The sequence below is a fragment of the Cohnella endophytica genome (assembly GCF_003628305.1).
In the GTDB taxonomy this organism is placed as follows: domain Bacteria; phylum Bacillota; class Bacilli; order Paenibacillales; family Paenibacillaceae; genus Cohnella; species Cohnella endophytica.
In genome coordinates this window covers 586,451-606,792 of record NZ_RBZM01000004.1, presented here as the reverse complement: position 1 = coordinate 606,792, position 20,342 = coordinate 586,451, and the positions used below count along the sequence as shown (strand labels likewise).

Below are 20,342 nucleotides of genomic sequence, written 5' to 3'. Positions count from 1 at the left end.
CTCCCATCGCTTGAATTGGTTGTTAAGGTTCGACCGCGAACAAGTACGTATACAACGGTTGGCCGCCTTCATGCGTTTCGACTTCCACGTTAGGGAAGATTTCCGCCAACCACGTCTCCAACGCCTCGGTCTGATCCGGATCCGCGTCTTCGCCGGTCAGAATCGTCAAGATTTCTCCGCCCGACACGAGCAGCTCCGACAAGAGCGCCTCGCACGCTTCGATCTGGGACGGAGCGGAAGCCACGATCGTCTTATCCTTGATTCCGATGAAATGCCCTTGCCTGATCTGCAAGCCGTCCATCTCCGTATCTCTGACCGCCTGCGTCACTTGCCCGGTGACTACGCGTTCGAACGCTTTCGTCATTCGCTCGGCATTCGCCGCTTCGCCGTCCGTTTCTTGGAAGGCGAGCATCGCCGCCATGCCTTGCGGCAACGTCCGGGTAGGCAGTACCGTGACCGGTCGTTCCGCGAGTTCGGCAGCTTGCTTAGCCGCCATAATAATGTTCGGGTTGTTAGGCAACAGGAACACATGATGAGCGGATAAGGAAGCTATCGCCCCGAGCAAATCCTCCGTGCTCGGATTCATGCTCTGACCGCCAGATAGAACGATATCTACGCCAAGGCTGCGGAACAGCTCTGCGTTCCCTTCTCCCACGCTAACGGCTACGACGCCATATTCGGCCATTTCGTAGACGTCTGGATTCGGCACGCTCTCGGGTGAGGCTGTCACCGAAGGCAGGTTCACGACGCCGGGAAGTGCGTAGTCGACGTTCTTCGCTCCCGAAGCCGGTGCCTCGGGAATGCCAAAGAAGGGAATCGAGGTCGGCGTTACCGGATGAGACTCCGTTTGTTGGGCTAACAGGTCTTTGTGCTGTTCTTGCATATTCAAGATATGAATGTGCGTAATCGCCCCATGCGTCAGCGCGTAATTCATAACGTCTCCCGGACGTCGAGAATGTACGTGCACCTTTACGATGTCATCGTCCTCGATCAAAATGATCGAATCGCCGTCCCGTTCCAACGCTTGGCGGAACGAACGCTCCGGGAACGGAGACGAATTCGAAGCCCGTTGGATAAAAAACTCCATATCGTAAGGAAAGGCGATGCTTTCCGTCGTAATCTTAGATTGAGCCGTTACGTTCGCCGTGCCAGCGTTGCGAACCGGCGTAGCCGTAACAGCCGGAGCTGCGGCCGCCGAAGACGCGCGAACGGAAGCCGACGGAGCCTTCGCGAGTTGCGGGACGTCCCCGGTCGCGAATTGACCGCCGCCCAAATAGGCCGCGAACCCCTCGTATAAGTAAACGAGTCCTTGCCCGCCCGAGTCGACGACGCCGACTTGCTTCAAGACGGGTAACATTTCCTGCGTGCGAGCAAGCGTCTCCTGCGCTTTCGCAAGTACGTCGTGCATCCATTCCGTCAAATCGGTGACCCTGCGAGCCGAAGTAAGCCCGTGGCGCGCAGCCTCCCTTGCAACGGTCAGAATCGTACCTTCGACCGGTTTAACGACCGCCTTGTAAGCGGTATCAACACCTTGTTGCAGAGCATTCGCGAACAATGGCACCGTCAGCTCTTTCTGACCCGTAACAGCCCGCGAGAATCCGCGGAACAATTGGGACAGAATTACGCCCGAATTGCCTCTTGCGCCCATCAGAAGGCCTTTGGACAGCACTTCCGCCGCCCGTCCGACTTCATCCGACGGTTTATGGTTTAATTCGGCCACTCCGGCCGACATCGTCAAATTCATGTTCGTGCCCGTATCGCCATCCGGCACGGGAAATACGTTCAGGGCATTGACCCTGTCCACGTTGCCGGATAAACGTTCCGCGCCGGCCATAATCATGGCCGTCCATTCCGTACCGTTCAAGAAGCGCTTACTCAATGATGGTTTCCCCTTCCTAATAAGCTACTTCAACACTCGCACTCCTTGAACATTTACATTCACTACGTCTACCTTAAGACCCACGACTTCTTCCAAAACGTATTTAACTTTGGATTGGATGTTATGTGCGACTTCGGAAATCTTAGTCCCATAGCTGACGATGACGTATAAATCCAAGTGGACCTTCTCGCCTTCGTGGCGCACTTCGACGCCCCGTGACAGATTCTCGCGGCCAAGCAGCTCCGCGATGCCATCCTTCAATCCCTTGCGGGAGGCCATGCCGACGAGTCCATAACAATCCAATGCCGCAGAGCCGGCGATCACAGCGATGACTTGATCGGCTACATCAATCTTTCCGTTCTCCGAGACGAGTTGCAGAGGCATGGAAATTCACTCCTTTATGCCATTATTATGGACCATACCTCATTGTACTATAAAAAAAGGGGAGAATGAAGCCGTTTTCTAGGTAATTCTCACGATTATAGGGGAAACGCTCGTTAAGTCGTCTTTTTCCGTTGCATCCCTATGCTTGCTGTGCTAATATAGTGAAGTATTTGTATGGACGTGGCAGGGAGGTGTATTTTTAGTGGCTCGTAAATGTTATATCACAGGGAAAAAACCCGGTTCCGGAAACAACAAATCTCACGCGAATAACACTACCCGCCGTTCTTGGGGGGTTAACGTACAAAAAGTGCGCATTCTGGTGAACGGTAAACCGAAACGCGTATATGTGAGCGCCCGTGCTTTGAAGTCCGGAGCAGTAACACGCGTATAATGTACGAAGCTTAATCAGCCATGAAGAAAAACCGTCAGGTCATCCTGACGGTTCTTTTTTTGCGTCTCGCCATGCCCGCAAGGCGTCAATTTTTGTGAAATGTATTGAGAATCGCTTTGACGAAGCCACCCAAAAATTTCGGCAGCTTGATGGTGTAAAACTTCATCGTCCCATCCCTCCTCCGCAGGCTGAACCCTTGCCGGCTTCTTCGGTCGAAGCCGCTACTGATTCCAATGTATGCGCCTGCGGATTTGTCCTATGCCAGACGAGCGCATAAGATGGGCATGAATCGTCGACTGCTTGTTTACCTCAAGGAAGCGATTGCCGCAGCCCGGTCCGAATGGTTAAAAATATACGTTCCCGCCACGAGCGAATTCGCGCCGGCTTCTTTTACGAGCTTAGCGGTATCGGCGTTGATGCCTCCGTCGACTTGAATAAAGACGTCGCTTCGGCCGTGTTTCTCGAGCATTTCCCGCAATTGGCGAAGCTTCGGCAGCATGGAAGGCAAGAACGACTGCCCTCCGAAGCCGGGGTTGATCGTCATAATGAGAACGAGGTCGATGTCGTCAAGAATATACTCGAGCACCGACAGCGGCGTATGCGGATTAAGCGCTACGCCGGCTTTCATGCCGAGCTCGCGAATTTCCGCAAGCGTGCGATGAAGATGCACGCAAGCTTCGGCATGCACGGTAATCCGGTCGGCTCCCGCCGCGGCCAAAGCCGGGAAAAGCGATTGCGGATTCTCGACCATGAGATGGGCGTCGAAAAACAGCTTCGTAACCGGTCTGATCATCGATACGATCGGAGGGCCGAACGTCAGGTTCGGCACGAAATGTCCGTCCATAATATCGATATGTACCCAATCCGCTCCAGCGGCATCGATGCTGCGAACCTCGTCTCCGAGCGAAGCGAAGTCCGAGGCGAGAATCGAAGGTGCAATAATTGTCATGTTAGTACCTCCGCTTTGTTTCTTTCCATTCTGTCATGAATCCGACGTAATTATCGTAACGGCTTGTCGCGACAAGCCCTTGCTCTTTCGCTTGGAGAACCGCGCAATGCGGTTCGTGCGTATGCGTACAACCGCGGAACTTGCAGGAGTGGGATAACTCCCTGAATTCCCGGAAGCAAGACCCGATCTCGTCGATGCCGAGCTCGGCGAAATCCAGTTGGCTAAATCCAGGTGTATCTGCCATATAGCCGCCGCCCGGAATCGGCACAAGCTCGACGTGCCGAGTCGTGTGCTTACCCCTTCCAAGCTTATCGCTAATCTCGTTCGTCTCCAGCTTCAAACCGGGAACGAGCGCGTTAACGAGAGAAGATTTGCCGACGCCGGATTGGCCCGCAAGCATATTAATATGCCCCGCTAGCGCCGTTCTTAGATCGTCTAATCCCTCTCCTTCATGCGCGCTCGTCAACAGCACCTGATAGCCGATCGACGTGTACAATGCCCGCGCCGCCTCCACCGTACGACGAATTTGCTCGCCCGCTTCCCCTTCGGGAATGCGGTCGAGCTTCGTCAGCACGATCAAGGCATCCATCCGCGCATGCTCGACGTGCACGAGAAATTTGTCTAGCAAGATTAAACTAAGCTCCGGCCGCACGACGGAAAATACGAGCACGGCCAAGTCGGCGTTCGCAATCTGCGGACGAATAAGCTCCGAGGAACGCGGCAAAATCTGTTCCACCGTTCCTTCCCCGTTCTCCGTCTCGCTGTATACGACGCGATCCCCGACGAGCGGGGATTCTCCCCGTTTCTTGAAGATTCCTCTTCCCCGGCACTGAACCGGGGTCGCGATCTCTTCGTCCTGCACGTAATAATAACCGCTCAACGCTTTTACGATTAAGCCCTCGGGCATTGGACGATTCTCCTTCTCCTAGCCCGAAAAGGCTCTAGTCTCGATGTCTACGCTATTTGGTCTTACGGGTTAACGACTTCGCCGTTACCTGCGTCTCCGCCCGTTCCGTCTCCCGTGCCGGCTCCGTTGCCGTCGCCGTTACCGTCTCCCGGAACTATCGGATCGGGATCCGTAGTTACCGGTACGACGAGATACGGAACCGTTTCCTGCTGCAGGAACTGGTCGTCCCTGTAGATCCGGATTAATCCGTCCTTGGTCGGGGACAAAATCAACGTGATCGGAATCGAAGTCGTAGCTGTAATCTTCTTCGTGCCGCCGTCTTTGTTGTCTCCGGTTGCATCGGAATATTCGATGCGGATTTTGCTCGACTTGCCAGCCACGGCCGGAGAAACCGTGATGTTCAGCTTCTGCTCCCGGGAATCCTCCGGATAGCCGCTACTGATCCAAATCGAGATTTCCGTATCCTTCGTCACCTTTTCGTTTTTATCCGCAGGGAACTGTTTAAATACTTTCCCTTTCGGCGAATAATCCCGTTCGTAATAAATTTTGTCCGCGCCGATCTTCAGATTGTTCTTCTCTAAGATCGCCTTCGCTTCCGCTTCCGTCTTACCCATCAAGTCAGGCATCGGGAAAGCTTCCTCGCCTTTGCTCACCGTTAACGTAATCTTCGTATCGGCCGCGGTAGGATCGAACTTCGCGTCCGCTGCCGGGAATTGATCCAGTACCGTTCCCGGTTCGCTGACGTCGTATTTCTCGCTTGGAAGAATATTGTTTTTGTCCACGCCCATTTGCACTAATACCGCGCTGGCGTCCTCGAACGATTGACCCAACAAGTTCGGCATGGCGGGCAAATCTTTCGCCTTGCCGACCGTCAATTCGATCGCCGACCCTTCCTTGATTTTCATGTCGGGATCCTTATCTTGCTTAAGCACGATGCCGACCTTGGCCGGGTCGTCCGTTTCCTCGTACTGAATCGGATCCGCTACCGTAAAGCCGACTGAAGTCAGCTTTTCCTTGGCGATTTCCAACTGCTGCCCCACGACGTTCGGAACGAGTACGTCACTCGGCATCTGATCTTTCAGAGCCGATATCGCCCAGATCAGCACGCCGATCAATACGATGGCAAGCACGCCAAGGGCGGTAGGAACGATCCATTTGCGCTTGCGTTCCTGCAGACCGTCCGAGTTCCATCTTTCTTCGTTCGTACTCACTTTGACCGCCGGCGCTTCTATCGTATTCCTCATGTCCGGACGGATCGCCGGAATGACCTTCGTCTGGTCCGCCGCGTCTTCCTCGTCGCTGGAATAATAAACCGCCGGCTCGTTTTTCCGATTAGGCTGCAGGCAAGTTTCCAGATCGGCTTGCATTTCCTTGGCCGACTGATAACGCTCCTGCGGGTTTTTGCGCATCGCCCGGAGAATAATGTTCTCCACGCTTTGCGGAATATAAGGATTGACCTTGCGAGGCTGCTCGAAAGGCTCCTGGAGATGCTTAAGCGCTACGCTGATCGGACTCTCGCCCAGAAACGGCAAACGCCCCGTCATCATCTGGTACAGCACGATTCCGAGAGAGTACAGGTCGGACTTCTCGCCCGTCGCCACTCCTTTGGCGTGCTCGGGGGAGAAATAGTGCACGGATCCGATAACGGAACCCGTCTGCGTAATCGTCGAAGACGTTACGGCCCGAGCGATTCCGAAATCCGTCACTTTAACCCTGCCGTTATTGCCGATCAGAATGTTATGCGGTTTAATATCGCGATGGATGATTTGGTTATGATGGGCGTGTTCCAGCGCGTCGCAGATTTGCGCCGTGATTCTAACGGCTTCTTCCGCCTGCAAGGGCGCCCTGTCGCGAATGATTTCGTTCAAATTGGCGCCGTCGATATATTCCATGACGATATAATGGGTATCTTCGACTTGTCCTACGTCATAAATGCTTACGATATTCGGATGCGACAACGATGCCGCGGCTTGCGCTTCGCGGCGGAACCGCTTCACGAAATCATCGTCGTGCGTAAATTGTTGACGCAGCACCTTGACGGCCACGTATCGGTTCAATAATAAGTCCTTTGCTTTGTAGACAAGCGCCATACCGCCGCCGCCGACGCGAGCCAGCAGTTCGTAACGCCCGCTTAGCGTAAGTCCGATCATGCTGTTTCCCCTCCCGCGGCATTCGCCCAGTCGTCGTCCGTCACAAGGACGACGGTAATATTATCGTCTCCGCCCGCGGCCATCGCGAGGTCGACGAGCTTCTGGGCATGTTGTTCCAACGGATCCTTCGCTTCCCCCAAAGTCGCTTGGACGATGTCGGGCTCGACTAATCCGCTCAGACCGTCGCTGCACAATAGCAACACGTCGCCGTTCTGCCAGACGATCTCTTGAACGTCGGCTTCCACGGACCGGTCGGTCCCTAGCGCTCGAGTCAATACGTTGCGTCTAGGATGATGAGCCGCTTCTTCCGGGCTTAATTGTCCGGATTTGGTCAATTCGTTGACGAGCGTGTGGTCCTCGGTCAACAACTCGAGTCGACCTTCCCGAAGACGGTAAGCCCTGCTGTCCCCGATGTGGCCGATCAATCCGGCATTTCCGTCCAGCAGCGCAACGACGACCGTCGTTCCCATGTTATGGTACTGTTCGTTCATGGAAGCCGTATCGTACACGACTTGGTTGGCTTTGCGAATCATCTCTTTCAGGATAACCGCGCCGCCTTGAACGGTAATCGCTCCCCCCGCGCCTTGCAGGGACTGAACCAAGCTGTCCACGGCTAGCGCGCTCGCCACGTCGCCGGCCAAATGTCCGCCCATCCCGTCCGCCACGATGGCGGCGGTAATGCCTCCGGCCAAATGTCCGCTCCAGGCTTTATCCTCGTTCACTTGTCTTACCTTGCCGACATGACTCCGTAATACCGTCTTCACAAAGATCACCCCGTCGTCGTCTCCATATGCTTCGCGCGAAGCTGTCCGCATGCGGCCGCGATATCGTGGCCTTGTTCCCTGCGGATCGTTACGTTTACGTTTTTCTTCTGCAAGATACGTTGGAATTCGAAGATGTCGTCGCGCGGCGTTCTCACGTAATTGCGCTCGGGCACGTAGTTAACCGGAATCAGGTTCACGTGGCATAACATGCCTTGCAGCACGTCCGCAAGCTCTTCTGCATGCTCGGGACGATCGTTTACGCCGCCGATAAGCGCGTATTCGAACGTAATCCGCCGACCCGTTTTCTCGAGGTAATATTTGCAGGCGTTCATGACGTCCGCGAACGGGAAACGACGGTTAACCGGCATCAACTTCGAGCGAAGCGCGTCGTTCGGAGCATGAATCGAAATCGCCAGATTAATCTGCGTATCCTCGTCGGCGAACTTGATCATGCTCGGCACGATACCGCTGGTCGACACGGTAATATGCCTTGCTCCGATGTTAAGCCCTTTCGGATGGATCATCGTCCGCAGGAATTGCATCGTCGCGTCGTAATTCTCGAACGGTTCGCCGATCCCCATAATAACGATGCTCGACACGCGTTCGTTAAGAGGGTCCAGAATTCTTTGGGACTGGACGACTTGAGCGATAATCTCGCCCGCCGTCAGGCTTCGTTTCAGTCCGCCCAGCGTAGAAGCGCAGAACGTGCAACCGACGCGGCAACCGACCTGCGTCGTTACGCATACGCTGTTCCCGTAATTGTGGCGCATGATGACCGTCTCGATGGCATGGTCGTCCTGAAGGCCGAACAAAAACTTCACCGTGCCGTCCTTGGATTCGAACTTCGCGATCTCGGTGAGCGTCACGAAATTGAAGCTGTCGACTAGCTTATCCCTCAGCGGCTTCGGCAAATTCGACATTTCTTCGAACGAGCCGACCCGTTTGACGTATAGCCAATCGAATATTTGTCCCGCTCGGAAAGCAGGCTCTCCCTGCTCTTTAATCCATTCTTGGATTTGTTCCAGCGTGTAGTCGTAAATAAAAGGTTTAATTTGTTCGTTTTCCATATTCGTCACCACCATTCTTGCTATTTTACCATAAAATCAACGTAATTTCTTCCGCATTCGAGCGATGAAAAACCCGTCGCTGCCGAACATCTGAGGCAGCAGTTGAAGCATGCCCTCGAACCCGTCCGGCAAATTGCCGCTCTCGCGAAGAGGCGCGAGCACCTCTTCCGGCCATACCGGATCCAACGCGTATTCGGGATGGTTAATCAGGAACGCCCGAACGACATCCTCGTTTTCCTCGGAAGCGATCGTGCACGTGCTGTACACGAGCGCGCCGCCGGGCTTCACCATAGATTGCGCTTGCTCCAACAGCTTGCCCTGGAGCTGCGCCAGGCTCGCGATATCGTCTTCCGTCTTGTTCCACTTGATCTCCGGCTTGCGCCGGATGACGCCGAGTCCGGAGCACGGGGCGTCCAACAATACGACGTCGCACGATTCCGGCGCGATTCGTTCGGACAACCCGAGCGCGTCTCCTGTCGTAGTCTCTACGATCGATAATCCCAAGCGATCCGCTTGCTGCCGGATGAGCGCCTCCTTATGAGGATGCACGTCGTTCGCGATGACGACGCCTTCGTTGCGCATCCGCTCCGCCATGTGCGTACTCTTGCCCCCGGGAGCCGCGCAACAATCGAGCACCCGCATTCCCGGTTTCGGATCGGCGACCGCCGCGACGAGCATGGAGCTCTCGTCCTGAATCGAGATAAAACCTTGCCGGTACCAGTCCGTATGACCCAGGTTCCCCGCTTTGATCGCGACGATGCCGGCTTCGGCTAACGCCGAAGGCAACACTTCCATGCCCGCGTCGGTCATGCCCGAGACGATTTGTTCGCGCGTCCCGCGAAGCGGATTGACCCGCGCCGAAGCTCGGGGATGCTCGTTACCCGCCGCGCACATGTTTTCCGTTGCCCGTTCGCCGAAACGCTCCACCCAACGCTCCACCAACCATAGCGGATGGCTCTGGTTAAGCGAAATCCGTTCCGCGGCGGATAATTCCGCCGGCAAGACCGTATCGAAGCCGTCCCGCAGTAGCCCGCGCAAGACGCCGTTGACGAGACCGCCGATTCCGGCATGTCCCCGCTTTTTGGCGATGCGAACCGCTTCGTCCACGACCGCGTGCGCCGGGACGCGGGACAACCAGCGCAACTGATAGTAACTCAGCCGCAGCAAGCTGCGTACCCAGGGCTCGACCTTGCGAGGCCACCCTTTTACCCGCTTGCCTAACTCGTAATCGATCGTATTCAGCCGCTGGATCGTCCCGTACACAAGCTCGGTCGCCAGCGCCGCGTCCGGCCGCGACAATTCGGCCGCGTTCAGCGCCTGATTAAGCTCCAATCCGCTATATGCGCCGCGGGTTTCCACGTTATGAAGCACGCTCATGGCGACTTCCCGCGCGCCTTGCGGTTTCCCGCCCGGTATTCGTTTCGGTGTATTCATCTTTCGCATCCTTATCCGTCTATCTTTGTATTATGCATATTGTTCCATGAAATCATAAAAAAAGCCCGGGGTTACCCGAGCACCTTACCGGGAGCCAATCGCGCGCCCTTGGCGAATTCGGCCGCCGCCAGCGCCTTCTTGCCCGCCGGCTGCACTTCCGTCAACACGATGCTGCCGTCGCCCGTGCGCACCCGAATACCGAACGCGCCGGATTCGAGCACGGACCCCGGCAACAACGAAGTCCATTCCGGACGCATCATCGTATCCGATCCTTGGGGAATGCGGCAACTCCATACTTTAAACACTTCTCCGTCTAGATACGTGAAGCCGCTCGCCATCGGATTCAGACCTCTCACCCGGTTAAACAGCTTGCGAGCGTCTTGGGACCAGATTAGCTTCTCGTCTTCGCGGGTCAAATTGGGCGCGTAAGTCGCTTCGTCGTTGTTCTGCGGCGTACGGCCCGCCGTCCCGTCCGCGATGCGGGGAAGCCACTCGGTCAGCAGCTTCGCTCCGGCGACGCTCAGCTTGCCGAACATCGAGCCCGCCGTATCTTCGTCGGTAATCGGAACCTCTACCTTGGCGATCATATCGCCGGTGTCCAAACCTTCCGCCATGTACATCAGCGTCACGCCCGTAACCGTCTCGCCGTCGATGATCGAGCGTTGGATCGGAGCGCCTCCCCGATAACGGGGCAGCAACGAACCATGCACGTTAATGCACCCTAGACGAGGCAATTCCAAAATCGCCTTCGGCAAAATTTGTCCGTAAGCGGCCGTAACGATAATATCCGGCGCGATCGTCGTCACTGCGGCTACGCCTTCAGGCGAACGAAGCTTCTCGGGCTGCAGCACTTCCAAGCCGCGCTCCAGCGCGAACGCCTTCACCGGAGTCGGAGTCAACTCGCGCTTGCGCCCTTTCGGGCGATCCGGCTGCGTAACGACAGCCGCGATCTCGTAGCCTTGCTCCAACAACGTCTGTAACGAGGCAACCGCGAAATCCGGCGTCCCCATGAACAATATTTTCATGCTATTCTCCATCCTGCTCTTGCTCTTCGCGTTTGCGGGCTTCGTATACCGATTCGGCCGAGTCGATGAACAATACTCCGTTTAGGTGATCGACCTCATGCTGGAATGCCCTGGACAAAAATTCCGTGCTCTCGTATTGTATCGGATTGCCGTTGCGGTCCTGTCCCCGAATGATAATATGATTAGCCCGGCGAACGTCTCCCTGAAGACCCGGAATGCTAAGGCAGCCTTCCGGCCCCAATTGCTCGCCTTCCGAGAAGACGATTTCCGGGTTCACCAACTCGATGAGCTCATGTTCATCCCCGACATCCACGACGATAACGCGCTTCAAGATTCCCACCTGCGGGGCGGCCAAACCGACTCCGTCGGCATCGTACATCGTATCCGCCATGTCGTCCAGCAACTTATGCAGATTGGCATTGAATTTCGTCACTTCCTGCGCTCTTTCCCTCAGCACAGCATCAGGGTGTTTCACGATTAATCGAATGGACATAACGGCAACTCCCTTTTCGTTCCAAATAGCTCGGCTAGAGCATCATCTGCGGATCCACGTCGACGCTGATTTGCACGCCGCCGCGTTTCGCCGCTTCTCCTATTTCGCCGAGAACCCGCGATACGAGCAAGCTCGCATCGACGTCTCCCCGATATTTTACCATACATTGAAAACGGTAGCGATCTTTCAATCGGGCGATCGGCGAAGAAACCGGACCGAGCACCTCCAAAGCCGAAGCCCCGGTGGAGTCGAATTCCTTGCGAATGCCCAATTCCATCGCTCGCTCGCGAAGGCCGGAAGCGAACTGCCCTCCGATCGACAGCAGCATCGCCGCCGATTCGTGCGAGAACGTCACTCCGATAAGGCGGCCATACGGCGGATAACCCAACTGCTTGCGCAGCAACAACGCTCTCTCGACGAAACCTTGGTAATCGTGGCCTTGAACGGACGTGATCGATTCGTGTTCCGGATCGTACGTCTGGATGATGACTTCTCCCGGCAGTTCGTGCCGGCCCGCCCTGCCCGCCACCTGCGTCAGAAGTTGGAACGTTCTCTCCGGCGCACGGAAATCCGGTAGCCGAAGCGCCGAGTCCGCCGCCAACACGCCGACAAGCGTAACGTAAGGGAAATCGAGCCCTTTGGCGACCATCTGCGTGCCTAGCAACACGTCCGCGCGGCGTTCCCGGAATTCCGTCAGCCAGCGCTCGTGAGAACCTTTCTCCGTCGTCGTGTCCACGTCCATCCGAATGACGCGAATGCCCGGGAACGCTTCGGCCAACGCTTCCTCGACTTTCTGCGTCCCCGTGCCGAAGAAGCGGATGTGCGGGCTCTCGCAGCTTGGGCACGTCTTGGGCTCCGCCTCGGAATAACCGCAATAATGGCAGCGCAAATTCGACGAGCCCCTATGGTATGTCAGCGAGATTTCGCAGTGCGGACAAGCGGCCGTGTACCCGCAAGACCGGCACATGACGAACGTCGCGTAACCTCGCCGGTTCAAGAGAAGCACGATCTGTTCTTGCTTCTCGAGGCGGTCCTTGATCGCCGCGGCGAGCGAACGGCTGAACATCGCGCGATTGCCGAGCTTAAGCTCCTCGCGCATATCTACGATTTGAACGCCGGGCAGCGGCCGATTAGCCACCCTTTCCGGCAAGCCGATATAGCCGATTTTCCCGAGACCGGATTGCGAACCGCCCCGCGTATGAGCGGCGGCTTCGTAAGTCTCGAGCGCCGGCGTAGCGGAGCCCAGAACAACCGCCGCGCCATGCAGGCGGGCTCTCTCGATCGCCACTTCGCGCGCATGGTATCTCGGACTTTCCTCTTGTTTATAGGAAGTTTCGTGTTCTTCGTCGATGACGATCAGACCGATACTCGAGAACGGAGCGAATATCGCGGATCTCGCGCCGACCGCCACTTGGGCCCGGCCTTCCCGGATTTTGCGCCATTCGTCGTAACGTTCGCCGTTGGATAACCGGCTATGCAGCACCGCAACGAGAGCGCCGAACCGGCTCTTGAACCGTTCTACCAATTGAGCCGTAAGCGCGATCTCCGGCACGAGCACGATCGCTTCGCGCCCAAGCTCCAAGCATCGTTGGATCGCTTGCAGATACACTTCCGTTTTGCCGCTGCCGGTAACTCCGTGGAGCAAGAACGCCTCCGAGGACCGCTCGTTGAGCGCGTCCACGATCGGAGCCAAGGCGGTTGCCTGCTTCGGGGTCAGCACCATCGGATTGGAAGCCGTAAAATCCCGATCGGCGTAAGGATCGCGCTCTTCCGTGACGGAGCGGATCTCGAGCAAACCTCGCTCCTCCAAGGATCGAATGGTCGCAGACGTCGTCGAAGCTTCTGCGGCTAATCTGGCAACCGCGATCGGATCGTTATTTTCCGCCAAGTAGCGTACGACCTCACGTTGCTTGCTCGCTCTGGCCGGAATCTCTTCGACCGCTTTCAACAACGTTTCGGCGTCCGCCGGAAACACGGTATACACCGTTTTTCCGGACGATTTATCTTCTACCCGCTGCCGTTCCTCCAGTCGTCCTTGCCGCAGCCATCTCTTCAGCGCTGCCCCTTGCTCCGGATATTGTTGCAGCAACATGGCCAACTTCAACGGTTTGCCCTTCCTTAGCGCAAGCAAGAGACCGCCACTCCGGGCGGTCTCCTCGTCGGACCACTGGGCTCCAGCGGCCGGAAACACGTATTTCTCCGAGCGTCCCTTCAGAGCTGCCGGAAGCATCGCCTGAAGTGAAACCGTCAGCGGACACAGCCATCTTCGGCTCATCCATTCGCCAAGCTCCACGAGCTCCGGCGACAATGGCGGGAGCGCATCCAGCACTTCCTCGATCGGCTTCAGCTTCGCTAGTTCGACGTCGGCGTCCTCCGCGAGACCGATGACGATCCCTTGCAGCTTGCGCGGCCCGAATGGCACCGCAACTCGGCTCCCGATCTCTACCCAACCTTGCAGGCGTTCCGGGATCGTATAGTCGAACGCGCGATCCGTATCGCGGCTAGGCACGTCGACAATGACTCGAGCAATCGTCATTTTATCGCCTCACTCCCGTCCCCGGACGGACGATTCGAGGCGATGCCGGCTTGAGCCAGATCGAGAATACGCTCCGCAACCGCCCTTTTGGACATGCGCGGCAACTTCTCCGCCAGCCCTTGCGAGCCATAGACGGTAACGATATTCGTATCCGAGCCGAAGCCCGCGCCTTCCGCGGTCACGTCGTTGGCTACGATCAGATCGCACTTCTTGCGCTTCAGCTTGTCCAGCGCGTGCTTCTCCACGTCCGTCGTCTCGGCCGCGAAGCCGATTACGAAAGGTTTCGTCGCAGCCGCGCCGCCTCTAACCTCCCGCCATTCCCCGATTTCCAGCAAAATATCCGGATTCGGCACGAGCTCGAGCGTAAGGGACTCCGCCGTTTTTTTCATCTTGCTCGCCGCTTGGCGAGCAGGCCGGTAGTCAGCGACCGCGGCCGCCTTGATTACGAGGTCCGCTTCCGACAACCGCTCCATGACCGCTTCGCGCATTTCAAGGGCTGAATCGACCTTCACGACGCGAACGCCGTGCGGAGGCGCTTCGTCCGTCTTGCCGCAAACAAGCGTAACAGATGCTCCCCTGTCGCGCGCCGCTTCAGCGATCGCGAATCCCATCTTGCCCGATGAATCGTTCGTAATGTACCTCACGGGATCGATTCTTTCGACCGTCCCTCCCGCGGTTACGACCACGTTCTTCCCGGCCAGCGGCTTCGGTCCGACCAGCATCGCGACGATCGCCTCGACGATCTCGTCCGGTTCCGCGAGCCTGCCCTTGCCAACGTAGCCGCACGCCAATTGGCCCGTCCCCGGCTCCACGAACGTGACGCCTCGGGAAGCTAACTTATTTACGTTCTCGACGACCGCGGGATGTTCCCACATATGCACGTTCATCGCCGGCGCGATCAATAGAGGCGCCGTAATCGCCAGCAGCGTCGTGCTGACCATATCGTCGGCCAATCCGTTCGCCAGCTTGGAGAGCATGTTCGCCGTCGCCGGGGCGACGACCGCCAAGTCCGCGGAATCCGCCCAATCGATGTGCTGGACGATCGAAGCGTCGCGTTCGTCGAATACGTCCGTGGCGACGGGATGACGCGTGAGCGTCTGCAGCGTGAGCGGGGTAATGAACTGCGTCGCCCCTTGCGTCATCATCGCCCTGACTTCGGCCCCAAGGCCGACCAACCGGCTGCACAGAGTCGCCGATTTGTAAGCCGCGATTCCGCCCGTAACGCCCAGTAATATCGTTTTGCCCGCTAGCGGTTTGTTCATCGTTTCCCCTCCTAGAACAATCTAGCCACAAGCCGTTATTTCTATCTGATCGTAGAAAAAAAACAACCGCGCGGGTTGTCCTTCCTTCCGAGAGTTATTCTATTCATCTAGATCGAATAACCGCTCTATTGTTGCCTTAAGCGGATCTTACACGATCGGTTTCAAGTGCTCGACTTTGATCGCATCGTGATAGATTTCTTCGAGGGCGACGCCGACGAACTTATGAGACTTGGGAGCGCCGAGATTGCACATGACGCCTTCGCGAAGATTACGGGCTCTTTTGGAAGCCGCAACGACGAGCGTGTATTTGCTGTCTACTTTTTTGACCAATTCATCAATGGATGGATATAGCATGGTTTTTCACCTCTTTCAGACGTTGTCCGCGGTTTCGACGTTCTCGAGCTGCTGGAACAGCTCGCCCAAGAACCTTTCGCGCTTGCAATGCTCCGCCGTAATAATGGAGCTTATCCGGTTGCACGCCTGATCGATCTCGTCATTCACGACTGCGTAATCGTAATGGTGCAGCAGGTTCATCTCTTCTACGGCTACGGACAACCGATGGTCGATCGTCGCTTGGGATTCGGTCCCCCTGCCTACGATTCGTTGCTTCAATTCGTTCAAGGAAGGAGGCATAAGGAAAATGAATACGCCCTCGGAAAATTTCTCTCTTACCTTGAGCGCTCCCTGAACTTCGATCTCCAGAATAATATCTTTACCTTCGGACAGCGTCTTCTCCACGAAATCGCGCGGCGTACCGTAATAGTTGCCGACGTATTCCGCATGCTCGAGAAGCGCGTCGTTCTCGATCATTAGATGAAACTGCTCGCGGGATTTGAAGAAATAATTGACTCCGTCCTGTTCGCCTTCCCGCGGTGAACGGGTCGTCGCCGAAACCGAATAAACCAGCTCGGGCAGCTTGCGGCGCAATTCGGCGCATACGGTGCCTTTGCCGACTCCCGAAGGGCCGGATAAAACGAATAAAATGCCTCTGTTCATGGTGATCCCCAATTCATTCATCGTGTTCGTCGTCTTTGGTAGACAACCGGTGCGCAACCGTTTCTGGCTGGACTGCCGACAAAATCACATGATCGCTGTCGGTAATAATGACGGCGCGGGTGCGACGACCGTAAGTCGCGTCGATCAGCATATGCCGGTCGCGCGCTTCCTGGATAATTCTCTTAATCGGAGCCGATTCCGGACTGACGATGGAAATAATCCGATTCGCAGATACGATGTTGCCAAATCCGATATTAATCAGCTTGATCGCCATGGTTAGCACTTTCCCTCCGGCATTCCTACCAAACGGCATGCATGCGGACAACCTAATTCGCTTCCATTGTTGCCGAAAGCGGCTGGCCGCATACTGCCGGCTTGAAAATGCCTAAACTGTTACTCAACGATTTATTGCTATATTGTACTTCAAATCCCCTAGTGGGACAAGAGGATGAAGCAGGTTAGTTAACGGAAGTCAAATGAGCGCTCTTCTTCTTGACGTATTCGGTCAAGGATACGGTCATTTCGTACGCCATAAAAGGAGTCATCAAGTAGATTCCGTTGAAATGCTCCATCGCCACGTCCAGCAATTCCTCCGCGATTTTCACGCCCTCCGCCCGACCGACCGGACCTTCCAATCCGCTCATCCGTTCGCGGACGGAATCGGAAAGCTGAATGCCGGGAACTTCGTTATGCAAGTATTCGGCGTTCCTGCCGCTTGCGAGCGGGAAGATGCCTAGGAAGATCGGAACGGATAAGTGCTTTGTCATTTCCGCGATGCGAACGATGAGCTCGGGATCGTAGACGGGCTGCGTCATGATGTAGTCCGCCCCGGCCGAGATTTTGCGCTCTAACCGTTGGATCGCTTTATCCAGATGCTTCACGTTCGGGTTAAAGGCGGCGCCTACGATGAACTTGGCTTTCTGCTTCAACGGTTTGCCGGAGAAGGCAATGCCTTCGTTCAATTGTTTGATCATTCGGATGATTTCGAACGACGTCAGGTCGTACACCGAGCTCGAGCCCGGCAGGTCTCCGAATTTGGCGGGATCGCCCGTTACGGCGAGAACGTGGTCGATGCCTAGAGCGTCGAAGCCCATCATATGCGACTGCGTTCCGATCAGGTTCCGGTCGCGGCAAGCGATATGCGCGAGCGGCCGGATTCCGACGCGTTCCTTCAGCAAGGCGGCAAGCGCCATATTGCTCATCCGGGTAACGGCGAGCGAATTGTCCGCCATCGTAAGCGCGTCGGCATTGGCTTCTTTGAGCGCTTGGGCTCCGGCCATGAACTTGGCGATATCCAGATCGCGAGGAGGATCAAGCTCTACGATGACCGTATGGCGTTCGCGAACGAGATCGACGATGCTCGGTTCTAGTTCCGTAGGCGGAATGTCCGACTGCGGCTCCGAAAGGTCCGACGCGACGTCGATTGACTGGCGGACTTCCGGGGCTTCCGCAGGAGCCTTGGCAATCTGAACCGGAGAATAATTTTGCAGTGCTTTGGCAATCGCGGCGATATGCTCCGGCGTAGTTCCGCAACAACCGCCGATGAGGCGCGCTCCCGCGTCGGCGAATCTGATCGCGGACGAAGCGAAATATTCCGGCGTGGCGGAATACACGACTTTGCCGTCCACGTAATCCGGAATGCCCGCGTTAGGGAACACGCTAAGCGGCAATCCGAGATCCCGAGGCAGCGTCTCGACTGCTCTCAGGATGCCGTTCGGACCGCTGCGGCAGTTAAAGCCGACGACGTCCGCCCCTTCTCCCTTGAGCCTGCGGAAAGCTTCGGGCAACGGAATGCCGTCGTGCGTCCGCTCCGCGTCCTCGACCGCGAATTGGCAAATGACGCTAATATCGCTTTTCTTCCTAATAATCGATAGCGCGAGAGACAGCTCTTCCAAATCGAAAAAGGTTTCCAGCAACAAACCGTCGACGCCCGCCGCGAGCAACGCTCCTACTTGCTCTTCGAAATCCCGTTTTACCGTCGCGGTTCGTACGTTTTTGCCCGCTCCGCCGCGTACGGCCCCGATCGAGCCGACGACGTACGCTTCTTGCCCGACGGCGCGACGCGCGATCGCGACGCCCGCCGCGTTGATTTCTTCCGTTTTTTTCTCCAGTCCGTAGCGGGACAATTTATTATGTTGCGCGGAATACGTATTGGTCTCGATAATCTCCGCTCCGGCGTTCGCGTACCGGCGATGCACGTCGGCGATCACGTCGGGCTTGAGCAGGTTGAATTCCTCGAACGATACCCCGACGGGCAAGCCGAGTTGGTACAAATAAGTTGCCATCGCACCGTCGCCGACCCGGGGCTTAAGAGCTAGCGCCGTGCGCAAATCCGGTTTCATGAAGCTTCCCCATCCATTCCATCGATAAAGTATTCTTAATGTAGCACAATTCCGCCCCGGGGAAAATGGAAAAACCCGATTCATTCTATCGGAAGAAGCGGATATTCTTCGTCGTTTACTTTTCACATTGCATATGTTATTCTCTATTTCGATAGATGTGGAAATATACGCCGAGTCCCGAGGTGTGAAAACGATGATCGAAGAAAACGTCGAAATGCAGCAAGCGGTGAAGGTTTATAAAGCGCTTGGGGAGCCGACTAGGCTTAAGATCGCCCTACTCCTGACAGAGGAGCGGAATCTGTGCTGTTCCGATATCGGAAGCAAGCTGGAATCGGTCGCCGGTTCTACGCTGTCGCATCATCTGAAGCAATTGACCGACTGCGGTCTGCTTTCTCTCCGCAAAGACGGAACGTATATTTACTATAGCGTGAATCGCGAAATGGCGGAAAAATACGCGCCTTATTTGCTCGCATGATTTTTTTGCGCCATATTTCGATGCATCTAGAAATATAGAATAAGTGGAGCGGAGTGAAGGAGCTTGCATATGTCGAATTCTTGGAAAATTTACATGTTGGCCATCGTTAGTTTTTTAGTGGGAACGTCGGAATATATTATCGCGGGTATCTTGGATAAAGTCGCTTCGGACGTTGGTGTATCGGTTGCCGCAGCGGGTCAGCTCATCACCGTATTCTCGCTCGCTTACGCTTTCGGAACGCCGGTTCTTATGGCTCTTACCGCACGCGTGGAAAGAAGAAAATTGATGCTTGCGGCGCTTGGATTGTTCGTCGTCGGCAACGTATTGTCGGTGTTCTCTTCGAGTTACCTGCTTCTAATGGGAGCCAGAGTCGTGCTTGCGCTCAGCACCGGCGTATTCGTCGTCGTGGCGTTGACGGTCGCGGCCAAAATGGCGGAGCCCGGCAAACAAGGAAGCGCGATCGCCACGCTGGTCATGGGCTTCAGCACTTCATTGATCATAGGAGTTCCGGTCGGTCGGGTCATTGCGGCCTCGTATGATTGGACCCTCCTATTCGCGGCCATCGGCGTTCTCGGCTTGCTGGCCATGCTCGCGATTTTCAAATCGATCCCGAAATCGGAAGGCGAAGCTCCGGTACCGATCCGGGCGCAAGCGAACATCCTGAAAAGTCCGCGAATCGCTCTTGCTTTGTCGGTCACCTTCTTCTGGATATTCGGCTATTCCATCGTATATACGTATATTTCTCCCTATCTGCTTACGGTTACGGGCATGAGCGAACGCACGGTAAGCATCGCCCTCTTCGCCTTCGGTGTCGCGAGTCTCGTCGGTTCTAAGTTCGGCGGATTCAGCACCGACAAATGGGGCGTCGGGCGAACGTTAATCGGCGGAATGCTTCTGCATACGGGAGTCTTATTCCTGCTGGCGTCATTCTCGCAAGCCGCCTGGATCGTATTCCCGCTTCTGATGTTATGGGCATTCTCCGCATGGTCGTCCGGCCCTACCCAACAATACTATTTGCTTAGCTTGGCGCCCGAAGCGTCCGGCATCATGTTAAGCCTGAACTCTTCCGTGCTGCAGCTTGCCATGGCAGCGGGCGCCGGAGTCGGCGGCTTCGTCGTGAACAACTCGAGCTTAACGGCCATCGGTTGGGTCGGAGCTGTAGGCGTCGGAGTCGCCGCCGCATTATCCGCCGTCTCGCTAGGCGTTACCGCCAACTACGTCGCGCGACGGTCGCGCCTTGCCGTATCCGAGCCGGAAGTCTGCCCGTCGTAATTTTATTACGGTTAGG

At 56.1% G+C, this 20,342-nt stretch carries 20 protein-coding genes; 3 read left to right on the top strand and 17 right to left on the bottom strand.

From position 1 onward, the window contains the following. Positions 1 to 22: 22 nt before the first annotated feature. The gene (locus D7Z26_RS09330; protein WP_120976090.1) at positions 23 to 1,879 is read right to left on the bottom strand and encodes a DAK2 domain-containing protein; all 1,857 of its coding nucleotides are present in this window, start codon (positions 1,877 to 1,879) and stop codon (positions 23 to 25) included. 24 nt (positions 1,880 to 1,903) lie between these two features. Then, positions 1,904 to 2,263, bottom strand: coding sequence for an Asp23/Gls24 family envelope stress response protein (locus D7Z26_RS09325; protein WP_120976088.1), 360 nt, complete (start codon positions 2,261 to 2,263; stop codon positions 1,904 to 1,906). A 202-nt stretch (positions 2,264 to 2,465) separates the two neighbouring features. On the opposite strand from D7Z26_RS09325, the gene rpmB reads away from it, so the two are divergent. Further along, entirely contained in the window at positions 2,466 to 2,654 is a 189-nt protein-coding gene (gene rpmB, locus D7Z26_RS09320; protein ID WP_120976086.1) for a 50S ribosomal protein L28, read from the top strand. Positions 2,655 to 2,739: 85 nt separating this feature from the next. Here rpmB and spoVM read toward each other — a convergent pair whose 3' ends face one another. The 15 genes from spoVM to D7Z26_RS09245 form a co-directional block, all read right to left on the bottom strand. Continuing rightward, positions 2,740 to 2,820 (bottom strand): stage V sporulation protein SpoVM, encoded by an 81-nt coding sequence (spoVM, locus tag D7Z26_RS09315; RefSeq protein ID WP_041064529.1) that lies wholly within the window; start codon positions 2,818 to 2,820, stop codon positions 2,740 to 2,742. Between the two features lie 138 nt (positions 2,821 to 2,958). After that, on the bottom strand, positions 2,959 to 3,603 hold the full coding sequence (rpe, locus tag D7Z26_RS09310; RefSeq protein WP_120976084.1) for a ribulose-phosphate 3-epimerase: 645 nt from the start codon (positions 3,601 to 3,603) through the stop codon (positions 2,959 to 2,961). 1 nt (position 3,604) lies between these two features. Next, the gene (rsgA, locus tag D7Z26_RS09305) at positions 3,605 to 4,510 is read right to left on the bottom strand and encodes a ribosome small subunit-dependent GTPase A (protein ID WP_120976082.1); all 906 of its coding nucleotides are present in this window, start codon (positions 4,508 to 4,510) and stop codon (positions 3,605 to 3,607) included. A gap of 62 nt (positions 4,511 to 4,572) precedes the next feature. Next, the gene (pknB, locus tag D7Z26_RS09300) at positions 4,573 to 6,660 is read right to left on the bottom strand and encodes a Stk1 family PASTA domain-containing Ser/Thr kinase (protein WP_120976080.1); all 2,088 of its coding nucleotides are present in this window, start codon (positions 6,658 to 6,660) and stop codon (positions 4,573 to 4,575) included. Beyond that, the gene (locus D7Z26_RS09295) at positions 6,657 to 7,424 is read right to left on the bottom strand and encodes a Stp1/IreP family PP2C-type Ser/Thr phosphatase (RefSeq protein WP_233566741.1); all 768 of its coding nucleotides are present in this window, start codon (positions 7,422 to 7,424) and stop codon (positions 6,657 to 6,659) included. The genes pknB and D7Z26_RS09295 overlap by 4 nt, the downstream gene beginning before the upstream one ends. Positions 7,425 to 7,429: 5 nt before the next feature. Beyond that, positions 7,430 to 8,476: a 23S rRNA (adenine(2503)-C(2))-methyltransferase RlmN gene (gene rlmN, locus D7Z26_RS09290; RefSeq protein ID WP_120976565.1), complete on the bottom strand. Its 1,047-nt coding sequence runs from the start codon at positions 8,474 to 8,476 to the stop codon at positions 7,430 to 7,432. Positions 8,477 to 8,527: 51 nt separating this feature from the next. After that, on the bottom strand, positions 8,528 to 9,925 hold the full coding sequence (gene rsmB / locus D7Z26_RS09285; RefSeq protein WP_199731686.1) for a 16S rRNA (cytosine(967)-C(5))-methyltransferase RsmB: 1,398 nt from the start codon (positions 9,923 to 9,925) through the stop codon (positions 8,528 to 8,530). Between the two features lie 71 nt (positions 9,926 to 9,996). Continuing rightward, a complete protein-coding gene (fmt, locus tag D7Z26_RS09280) occupies positions 9,997 to 10,950 on the bottom strand; it encodes a methionyl-tRNA formyltransferase (protein WP_199731685.1) in 954 nt (317 codons plus the stop codon). A 1-nt stretch (position 10,951) separates the two neighbouring features. Next, positions 10,952 to 11,443 (bottom strand): peptide deformylase, encoded by a 492-nt coding sequence (def, locus tag D7Z26_RS09275; RefSeq protein ID WP_120976074.1) that lies wholly within the window; start codon positions 11,441 to 11,443, stop codon positions 10,952 to 10,954. A 34-nt stretch (positions 11,444 to 11,477) separates the two neighbouring features. Continuing rightward, positions 11,478 to 13,979: a primosomal protein N' gene (gene priA, locus D7Z26_RS09270; protein ID WP_120976073.1), complete on the bottom strand. Its 2,502-nt coding sequence runs from the start codon at positions 13,977 to 13,979 to the stop codon at positions 11,478 to 11,480. Further along, positions 13,976 to 15,241 carry a bifunctional phosphopantothenoylcysteine decarboxylase/phosphopantothenate--cysteine ligase CoaBC gene (coaBC, locus tag D7Z26_RS09265; protein WP_120976071.1) on the bottom strand — a complete coding sequence of 422 codons (1,266 nt, stop codon included), beginning with the start codon at positions 15,239 to 15,241 and terminating at the stop codon, positions 13,976 to 13,978. The genes priA and coaBC overlap by 4 nt, the downstream gene beginning before the upstream one ends. A gap of 147 nt (positions 15,242 to 15,388) precedes the next feature. Further along, complete coding sequence (gene rpoZ, locus D7Z26_RS09260; protein ID WP_120976069.1) at positions 15,389 to 15,595, bottom strand: DNA-directed RNA polymerase subunit omega; 207 nt, start codon at positions 15,593 to 15,595, stop codon at positions 15,389 to 15,391. 15 nt (positions 15,596 to 15,610) lie between these two features. After that, positions 15,611 to 16,237: a guanylate kinase gene (gene gmk / locus D7Z26_RS09255; protein WP_120976067.1), complete on the bottom strand. Its 627-nt coding sequence runs from the start codon at positions 16,235 to 16,237 to the stop codon at positions 15,611 to 15,613. Between the two features lie 13 nt (positions 16,238 to 16,250). After that, complete coding sequence (remA, locus tag D7Z26_RS09250) at positions 16,251 to 16,511, bottom strand: extracellular matrix/biofilm regulator RemA (protein WP_027084220.1); 261 nt, start codon at positions 16,509 to 16,511, stop codon at positions 16,251 to 16,253. Positions 16,512 to 16,695: 184 nt separating this feature from the next. Further along, positions 16,696 to 18,579, bottom strand: coding sequence for a bifunctional homocysteine S-methyltransferase/methylenetetrahydrofolate reductase (locus D7Z26_RS09245; RefSeq protein ID WP_120976065.1), 1,884 nt, complete (start codon positions 18,577 to 18,579; stop codon positions 16,696 to 16,698). A 193-nt stretch (positions 18,580 to 18,772) separates the two neighbouring features. Between D7Z26_RS09245 and D7Z26_RS09240 the strand changes: the two genes are divergently transcribed. Continuing rightward, complete coding sequence (locus D7Z26_RS09240; RefSeq protein WP_120976063.1) at positions 18,773 to 19,054, top strand: ArsR/SmtB family transcription factor; 282 nt, start codon at positions 18,773 to 18,775, stop codon at positions 19,052 to 19,054. 69 nt (positions 19,055 to 19,123) lie between these two features. Beyond that, positions 19,124 to 20,326 (top strand): MFS transporter, encoded by a 1,203-nt coding sequence (locus D7Z26_RS09235; protein ID WP_120976061.1) that lies wholly within the window; start codon positions 19,124 to 19,126, stop codon positions 20,324 to 20,326. Positions 20,327 to 20,342 lie beyond the last annotated feature (16 nt).